Source organism: Kitasatospora sp. NPDC127035, assembly GCF_042726075.1.
In the GTDB taxonomy this organism is placed as follows: domain Bacteria; phylum Actinomycetota; class Actinomycetes; order Streptomycetales; family Streptomycetaceae; genus Kitasatospora.
In genome coordinates, this window is the sequence record NZ_JBHXDN010000126.1 from 1 (window position 1) to 8,892 (window position 8,892).

Below are 8,892 nucleotides of genomic sequence, written 5' to 3' on the forward strand. Positions count from 1 at the left end.
ACCACCCTGCGGGCGCACCGGAGCGTCCGGCACGACCAACTGGAACAACTCCCACAGCTCATCCGGCACCAGCCGCTCAACGATCAGCACACTCGAAGTCTACTCAACCCACCCAAATGAGATGTCTTTTTAGGCGTCCCACTCATCTCCTTGAATGTCCTCGCTGGACATCGCTCCGAACCCCGGAAGTTGCACCAGTTGACACAATCGAAACCGGTGCAGGGTCGGCGTCGGTTTCAGCTGTCTTTCCGACGGATGGGAACTTGCATCTTCTGGAGATTAGGCTTCAAGCAATCCAGTCTTCGCCATATCGCGCGGGCCGCCCGGCACACCGCCCCAGACAACTAGGCCCAGTCACCGGTTTTCTGACATGCTCTTGTCCCCTTCACCTCTCGGATCCAGGTGAGTCATTCGGCCCAAGAACCCCCTTCCGAGTTCCTCCCGGCTGAACCGGGGATACAACAGAGCGCCTCGTGGCGCACATGGTCCGTTCGATGACCCACCTGCGACGTCCGGGGCGCTCGCTGGACTCGATGCCCTTGCGGGCGTTCCGGACGCCGATCCGCTTGCCGCGCAGCCACTCTCGCTTTGCTGTCGTGGGTGTTGCCCGCGGTGACACCCACGACGAGTGGCAGTCCGGCCGTGTCCGACAGGACGTGAGTCCGGCTTGCCCCGGTCCACGGGGATCGTGCCTGTGAGTTGGCCCTTCTGGGCCCCCACGTGGGCGGAGCCGAGCACGACACGGGAGACGTCCAGCAGGCCGGCGTCGTCAAGGCGCTCCAGGACCGCCTCGTGCAGCCGGTCCCACACGCGGGCCCTTGACCAGATGAGGAAGCGGCGGTGGACGGTGGACTTGGAAACCCCGAAGCAGGGCGGAATCATACGCCAGGCGCAGCCGCTGACCAGCACGTAGACGATTGCGGCGAACTGCGTCTCATCAGGTGTGTTCGCCGTCCCGCCGCCCTGCGGTCGTACCCGGTCCGGCGGGATCAGCGGCTTCGCCAGCTCCCACAACCCGTCCGGAACAATCCAACTCCAAGTCCCCCGCCCCGTACCGCCATCAATGAGCCTTCACTGCATAGGACACGGTCTTATCCCCCGGGCGGGAGGAGTTGTTCCGTCCAGATGCACTTCCCGGTGGGCGCGTGCCTGGTTCCCCACCGGTGGGCAAGTGCCTCGATCAGTTGCAGACCGCGCCCGCCTTCATCGGTGGTCAAGGCACGACGGATGTGCGGCGTGGTCAGGCTGCCGTCCGACACCTCGCAGATGAGCACGTCGCTGCGCAGCAACCGAAGCTGCACGGGGCCCTTGGCATGTCGGACGACGTTGCCCACGAGTTCGCTGACGACGAGCTCGGTGGTCATGACCAACTCGTCCAGGCCCCACGCGGCGAGTTGGTCGCGGGCGTGCTGCCTGGCCTCGCCGGCCGCCACGGCGGTGTCCGGCAGCAGCCAGGAGGCGACGTCCTGGCTCGGGAGGCGATGGAGACGGGCGATGAGCAGGGCGGCGTCGTCGCAGGTTTGCTCGGCGGGCAGCAGGTCGGAGACGAGAGCGTCACCCAGCAGGTCGAGGCGCTTGGCGGCCTCGTCGTGGCCGGCGTCGGGCGGCAGCCGGCCGGCCGCACCGGTGGCTGCGTGGAGAATGTCCGCGAGGTGGGTAATTCCGCGGTCGATGTCGCGTGTGCGGGACTCGATCAGACCGTCCGTGTACATTACAACGAGACTGTCCGCGGGGAGGACGAGTTCGGTGGTGTCGAACGGGGGTGTGGCGGCGCCCAGCGGCGGGTTGAGGGCGAGGTCCGGGAAGTGCACCGTGCCGTCCGGGTACACGACGGCGGGCGGGGGGTGGCCGGCGCTGGAGAAGGCACAGGTACCCGAGACGGGGTCGTAGACCGTGTAGAGGAACGTCGCGCAGAAATCGTCGCCCAGGTCGCTGACGATGTTGTTCAGGTGCACGAGGAGTTCGTCGGCAGGTAGATCGAGGGCTGCGAGCGTGTGCACCGCGGTGCGGAGTCTGCCCATGGTGACCGCCTCGGACAGCCCGTGCCCCATCACGTCGCCGATGACCAGAGCCACCCGCCCCGACGTCAGCGGAATCACGTCGTACCAGTCGCCGCCGATGTCCCCGCTGGTGGCCGCGAAGCGGGCGGTGGCGGTGACGGCCGGCAGGGCGGGCAGAGCCAGGGGAAGCAAGCCGCGCTGCAGCTCCTGGGCACGGGTGTACTCGGCCTCGTAGAGGCGGGCCCGTTCGAGGGCCTGGGCGATCAGTGCGCTCAGTGCGCCCAGTAGCGCGCGCTCGTTCTCATTCAGGCTCCGCCGCTGGCTCCAGCTGATGCAGCAGAATCCGATGACGCGTCCCGAGACGACCAGCGGCAGGAAAGCCCAGGAGTTCTTTCCTCCGATGGCCACGAAATCGGCTGTCGCCGGATAGCTGCTGATCAGCTCCTCCGGGGACGGAAAGAACATCAGCGCATGGGGCGCGGAGAGGACGTCACTGACGGGAGTGCCCTCTGCCATCGCCGTCACGTCGGCGTTGCGGACCAGCTCGGTGAACACCGGTGGATACCCGGCGCAGCCGACCGACCGCAAGCCGCCCCTCTCCACGGCCTGGATGATCAGACCGGTGGCGTCGAACGGAGGCAGCACGTGTTCGACGACGGTCCCGACCACATCCTCGGAGGTGATGGCGCTCGCGAGTGCGGTGGTCAGCTGGGCGACGCGAGCGGAGTGCCCTGCAACGTCGACCCTGCGGTGCTTCCGGTGGTTGGTGAGATCGGTGAGATCGGTCAGGAAGAGCAGAAGTCCCTCGGTGACAGGTATGAACCGGAAGCGGTACCAGTGACCCGGCGTTTCGAGACGCCCGTCGTGCTCGACCGGTGCGGCCGCCGCCATGGCCTGCTCGAACAGACGCTTCAGATCCGTGCCGGCAGCCTCCGGCGCTGCTTGCCACAATGGGTTACCGAGCAACTGCGGTGTGGGGCCCAGAGCTGTTTCCGCCGCGCTGTTGACGTATGTGATGTTCCCCTGGTTGTCGCATGCGACCAGGGCGTCAACCAGGGATCCCAACGATCGCACCACCCACTCGTGCGGCATACGTGGCTCACCGGGATCCTGCGCCGTTCCGGTCCACTCCGTGCCGCCGTGGTGATTCCGCACCGGCTCCATTCGATCACCTGCCGTGGCTATGGAATTTCGGCGGCCCCGAGGAGCGACGCTAGAACGCGGCAACAGACACGAGGCCACCGGAGCCGCCGCGGGTGCCTGCGGGTGGCAGAGTTGGCGACCTCGGCGTTGCCCTGCCATTCTACCCGGATTCCTCGAAGCCGGGTCGGAAGACCTCACCAGTCGATCTCCCGGCGCGATCGCCACGGCCATCCGGGCGCCCAGCCCCTCGGGGGACCCCAGCCCCTGCGGTTGTCAAGGCATTGGACGTTGTCGGCCGTGACTTCATGGTGAAGGCTGTGAACGTCATGTACGTGGGCGACACCACCAACCTGCCCGTCGGCTTCGGCAGGATCCTCGGCCTGGCGAAGGGAATCGCCTTCCTGGTAGCAGACTTGAGCTGCTCACGGAGGTTTTCCGGTTGCCACTCCTGCGGAAGGCAGCGGCGTACGACTGGCGGCGCCCGCGCCCCAGCCGCATGCCCCGGCCACCACCTCCACCACCCCGAGTGCCTACCGGGACACCTTGCAGGAGCATGCCAGGACCTGAGGCATCGGCCTTGGGCCCCGGCATCCGGTGAGGCCGGGACCTACGGTCGGGCCGGGGGTACCGGGTCGGCGAGTAGAGCCGCCGCGTGTACCTGGGTGTCGAACAGGCCATCGCGGGGGTCGGTGGTGGCGGTGAGGGGGATGTGGGTCACCATTCCGCGAATGATCCGTCGTTGTGGTGCCAGAGGGGGTTGCGCCAGTGGTGCCCGGTCTCGGCTGCGCGGCGGACGGCGGCTTCGTCGATCTCGATCCCGAGGCCGGGGGCGGTCGGGAGGGCGGCGTGTCCGTCGGTGAAGCGCAGGGGTGCCGTGTCGAGGAGGTAGTCGAGGACGTCGCCGCCCCGGTTGTAGTGGATGCCGAGGCTCTGTTCCTGGATGAGGAAGTTGGGTATGGCGAAGCCGAGTTGGATGCTCGCGGCGAGGGCGATCGGGCCGAGGGGGCAGTGCGGGGCCATCGCGACGTCGTGTGTCTCGGCGAGGGCGGCGATGCGGCGGACCTCGGAGATGCCGCCCGCGTGGGAGACGTCGGGCTGGGCGACGGCGATGCCGGTGGTGAGGACGTCGCGGAAGTCCCAGCGGGAGTAGAGCCGTTCGCCGCAGGCGAGCGGCACGGTGGTGGAGTCGACGAGCCGGCGCAGGTCGCGGGCGTGTTCGGGCAGGACGGGCTCCTCCACGAACAGCGGGTGGAGCGGTTCCAGCAGGGGCAGGACGCGCCGGGACATCGCGGTCGACAGCCGGCCGTGGAAGTCGATCGCGACGTCGTGCTCGTCGCCGACGGCCTCGCGTACGGCGGCCACCCGGTCGACGATCTCCCGGGTCCGGGCGGGGGTGTCGATGGACCGCAGCTGTGCGGATCCGTTCATCTTGACGGCGGTGAACCCGGCCTCGATCTGTTCGCGGGCGAGTTCGGCGACGTGGGCGGGGCTGTCCCCGCCGATCCACGCGTACATCCGCAGCCGGTCGCGGACCGGGCCGCCGAGCAGCTGGTGGACGGGGACGCCGTGGGTCTTGCCCTTGATGTCCCACAGGGCCTGGTCGATGCCGGCGACGGCGCTGGAGAGGACGGGGCCGCCGCGGTAGAAGCCGCCCTTGGTGAGCACCTGCCAGTGGTGCTCGATCCGTAGCGGGTCCTCGCCGACGAGGTGGTCGGCCAGTTCCCCGACGGCGGCGCGGACGGTCTCCGCGCGGCCCTCGACGACGGGTTCGCCCCAACCGGTGATCCCCTCGTCGGTGGCGATCCTCAGGAACAGCCAGCGCGGGGCGACGAGGAACGTCTCCAGTGAGATGATCTTCATGCGGTCTCCCCGGGGTGTATCAGGCCGTCGACGTCGGCGGTGGCCTGCGCGAGTAGGTCCCGGACGGCCTGCTCCGCGGCCTGCGGGTCGCGGTCACGGACGGCATCGAGCACCGCGCGGTGCGCGGGCACGGGGTCGGCCCAGTGCTCCGCGCTGTGGACGAGGTGGTCGCGCACCCGCAGCCCGGCCTCGATCACCACCTCCATGCGGGTGAGCAGTTCGTTGTGGGTGGCGGTCAGCAGGGCGCGGTGGAACGTCAGGTCCGCCTCCACGGCGGCGTCGGTGTCGTGGCCGGCCACGGCCATGTGCTCCAGTGCGTCGGCGAGGTCGGCGAGGTCGGCCTCCTCTCGGCGCTGAGCGGCGATACGGGCGGCGGCTGGCTCCATGATCGAGCGGACCTCGCCCAGGTTGGCCAGGAAGCCCTTGTCGGGGACGCCGGCGCCCTGCCAGCGCAGCAGGTCGGCGTCCAGGAGGTTCCAGTCGGCGCGAGGTAGGACGAAGGTGCCGCGCTTCTGCCGCGATCCGATGAGGCCTTTGGACGCCAGGACCCGCAGCGCCTCGCGCAGGACGGTCTTGCTGACCCCGATCTCCTGCTCCAGCCGGTCCGGGGACAGGAGCGAGCCGGGTGCGTAGGCGCCGCTGACGATCCGCCCGCCGATGATGTCGATGATCTGCTGATGCAGATTACGGGTCTGCGGCTGGTTCATACGGATGCCTTCCTCGGCGCGGTTGTTCGGGTGTCCGGGACGGCCCGGAGGGCTCGTCATGGTCGCTGTCATGAGGAGGCCTTGACGATCGACCAGCCCCCGTCCACGACGAGCGTGGTCCCGGTGACGTAGGAGGCGTCGGGCGAGGCGAGGAACGCGACCGCGGCCGCCACCTCGTCGGGGGTGCCGAACCGCTTGGCGACCGTCTCGGCGACGCTGTCGGCCCGGCCCGCCTGGTCCACGCGGTCCCACGCCGCGGTCATGATCGGCCCCGGCACGACGGTGTTCACCCTCACCTGGGGCCCGTACTCGACGGCCAGTTGGCGCCCCAGTGAGCACAGGGCGCCCTTGGCGGCGGCGTAGGCGGGATGGCCGGGAAGCCCCACCAGTGCGTGGACCGACGAGGTCAGCACCACCGAACCACCGCTGGCGCGCAGCGTCTCGGCGAAGGCGCGCACCCCCAGCCACGCGGCCTTCAAGGTGACATCGAGCTGGCCGTCCCACTGATCTTCCGTCAGCTCGTGGGCGGGTTTGACGACCACCGCGTACGCGTTGCCGTGCAGCACGTCCAGCCGCCCGTAACGCTCGCGCACGTGCGCCGCGAGCTCCTCCCACATGGCCGCGGACGACACGTCGCCGTGCCGGTACTCGGCCTGCCCGCCCTGCTCCGTGATCGTCTCGGCCGTCGCCCGCCCTGCGGCGTCGGCGACATCGACGATCACCACCGCCGTGCCCTCCGCGGCCAGGCGCCGTGCGGTGGCGGCGCCGATACCGGCGGCGCCGCCGGTGATCACTGCTACCTTGCCGTGGAAGCGGCGGCACGTTTGCTCTGTCATGCCCCGAAGGTACAACCGGGCATTAATTATGCAAAGACCTTGACGCGGGCAATCTCGCAGCCCCAGGATCCGAGCAGTGGGCGCCACCCGGATGCCGACCGGCAGCTGGGACGCGACCTCGACGTACGCCACCGGGGGCGGTGCCGTCGCCGGCACCACCCCGCCGGGAGTCGGTTCGGCCGTCCGACGTTGGCCCCCCGGGGCCGCGGTCGCCCGGTGCCCGAGCGGGTACCCACCGTTAGTCCGATCCGAAGGGTTCGGATGAAGGCACAATTCCTCGCGGTAACCCCTGGACTTCGCGCGAGCGGGGAGGGTACAAAGCGCGTAAGGGCAATCCGTACACCGACGGCGGCGCCGTTTTCCGGGGCCGCCTCCCGTGCCCCGCCCACGCATCCGCGTGCGCGTCCGGTGTCCGGCGCCCCCGCGACCGATGCCCGCCCACCACCGCCCGTCCGACGCCACCAAACCGAAGGCGCCGGGCACGGTCGGGCCACCCGGTACACCGACAGTCGAGGTTGCCCTGATGCCCCTCACCCTTGCAGACCTGCGCGCCCGTCAGTTCACCACCGTCCGCCTGCGCCCGGGCTACGACGAACGCGAGGTCGACGACTTCCTCGACTTGGTCGAATCCGAGCTCGTCCGACTGCTGCGCGAGAACGAGAGCCTTCGAGCTGCTTTGGCCCCGGCCCTCGTCCGCCCCGCAGCCGTGACGCCGAACACCGGCACCCGGAGCCCGGCACTTATGCCCCCGCCCCCGCGTCCGGCCCCGGTCCTGGACAGCATGGCCGGGGCCGCCCAGGTCCTCACACTCGCCCAACAGGTCGCCGACCGGGCCGTCGCAGCCGCCCTCGCCGAGGCCTGGAGTGTCCTCACCGCGGCCCGCACCCGAGCCGAGGGCATCGAACGTGCCGCGCAGGCCGACGCCGACACCCTTGAACGCGACACCCGTGCCACGCTACAGACGATCGTCGGCAGTCTGGAGGCCGTCCGCGCGGGCCTCGAATCGAGGATCCAGAGGCTGCGCGCACTCGAACACGAACACCACACCCGCTTGGACGCCTACCTGGAGCAGCGATTGCGTCACCTAAGGACACTCACCGGCGACGACCTCCCCACCACAGGCCCAGTCCCCACCCCACCGCGGCCCCTCCATTTCGGCGGTGCCCGACCCGCCCCACCCCTGGCATGACCGGCCTGTCGGCCGCGGAAGGGCCGCAGCTTACGAGCACGCCCATTTCGAGGCTGCTCCTCAAGCGGATCAGCGCCACCGTCCACCGTACCGCCACACATTCGCTCACCCACGCACCAGCAGGGTCTTCCCACCGTCCGACGCCCCTGTCCATACGCCGTGGTCCGTAGCCGGAGAGCGTGTCTGAAAGATCGCATAAGACCATGTCCTATGTGGTGAGTTGAACCAGTCGTTTGTAGCAGCAGAGGGTGGCGGCGAGGCCGAGGAAGGCCAGGTAGTTGTTGGGGTCGTGTTCGTAGCGGTGGTTGAGTCTGCGGTAGCCGGTCAGCCAGGACATCGTGCGCTCGATGACCCACCTGCGGCGTCCCAGGCGTTCGCTCGACTCGATGCCTTTGCGCGCGATTCGGACGCCGATCCGTTTGCCGCGCAGCCATTTCCGCAGGTGGGGAACGTCGTACGCCTTGTCCGCGTGCAGACGTCCGGGCTTGCGGTAACGGTCTCCCCAGGTGTGCTGTCTCATCAGGTGACCCTCGACCATCGGCTTCAGGGCTTTGCTGTCGTGGGTGTTGCCGGCGGTGACGCCGACGACGAGGGGCAGTCCGCCCGCATCCGACAGAACGTGCATCTTGGAACCCGGCTTGCCCCGGTCCACGGGGCTCGGGCCGGTGAGGCCGCCCCTTTTTTGGCCCTGACGTGCGCCGAGTCGAGCACGACACGCGAGACGTCCAGCAGACCGACGTCCTCCAGACGCTCCAGGACCGCCTCGTGCAACCGGCCCCACACCCCGGCCCGCGACCAGATCAGGAAGCGACGGTGGACGGTTGACTTCGAGACCCCGAAGCATGGCGGCAGCGCGCGCCACGCACACCCGCTGACCAGCACATACACGATCGCCGCGAACAGCGTCTCATCTGGCGTGTTCGCCGTCCCGCCGCCCTGCGGCCGGACCCGGTCCGGCGGGATCAGCGGCTTCGCCAACTCCCACAACCCGTCCGGAACAATCCAACTCCACGTACCCCGCCCCATACCGGGGCCAACGAGCCATCACCACATAGGACACGGTCTAATACTGCAACGGTGCTTACCGTGACTGCTGTTGGGTTTGCTCGTTGGACTGTTCATGAGTGGGGACATATCTGAGGTCGATGCTCGTCGCT

The 8,892-nt window shown here is 69.0% G+C and carries 6 protein-coding genes and 2 pseudogenes; 1 reads left to right on the forward strand and 7 read right to left on the reverse strand.

From position 1 onward, the window contains the following. Positions 1-481: 481 nt before the first annotated feature. The 6 genes and pseudogenes from ACFWIC_RS40165 to ACFWIC_RS40190 form a co-directional block, all read right to left on the reverse strand. Positions 482-586: pseudogene (locus tag ACFWIC_RS40165) on the reverse strand (IS5/IS1182 family transposase); the annotation flags it as partial. Between the two features lie 4 nt (positions 587-590). After that, a pseudogene (locus ACFWIC_RS40170) lies at positions 591-1,065 on the reverse strand (transposase); the annotation flags it as partial. Between the two features lie 26 nt (positions 1,066-1,091). Then, a complete protein-coding gene (locus ACFWIC_RS40175) occupies positions 1,092-3,164 on the reverse strand; it encodes a SpoIIE family protein phosphatase (protein WP_380522071.1) in 2,073 nt (690 codons plus the stop codon). Positions 3,165-3,857: 693 nt separating this feature from the next. Then, complete coding sequence (gene dgoD / locus ACFWIC_RS40180; protein WP_380522073.1) at positions 3,858-5,003, reverse strand: galactonate dehydratase; 1,146 nt, start codon at positions 5,001-5,003, stop codon at positions 3,858-3,860. Further along, positions 5,000-5,710: a FadR/GntR family transcriptional regulator gene (locus ACFWIC_RS40185; protein WP_380522075.1), complete on the reverse strand. Its 711-nt coding sequence runs from the start codon at positions 5,708-5,710 to the stop codon at positions 5,000-5,002. The genes dgoD and ACFWIC_RS40185 overlap by 4 nt, the downstream gene beginning before the upstream one ends. 68 nt (positions 5,711-5,778) lie before the next feature. Continuing rightward, a complete protein-coding gene (locus ACFWIC_RS40190) occupies positions 5,779-6,546 on the reverse strand; it encodes an SDR family NAD(P)-dependent oxidoreductase (protein WP_380522077.1) in 768 nt (255 codons plus the stop codon). A gap of 523 nt (positions 6,547-7,069) precedes the next feature. Here ACFWIC_RS40190 and ACFWIC_RS40195 point away from each other — a divergent pair. After that, a complete protein-coding gene (locus tag ACFWIC_RS40195) occupies positions 7,070-7,735 on the forward strand; it encodes a DivIVA domain-containing protein (RefSeq protein ID WP_380522079.1) in 666 nt (221 codons plus the stop codon). 208 nt (positions 7,736-7,943) lie between these two features. Here ACFWIC_RS40195 and ACFWIC_RS40200 read toward each other — a convergent pair. Further along, a protein-coding gene (locus ACFWIC_RS40200; RefSeq protein ID WP_380522081.1) for an IS5 family transposase occupies positions 7,944-8,761 on the reverse strand; the annotation gives its coding sequence in 2 pieces (ribosomal slippage) (positions 7,944-8,404 and positions 8,404-8,761; 819 coding nt in all). Positions 8,762-8,892: the final 131 nt, after the last annotated feature.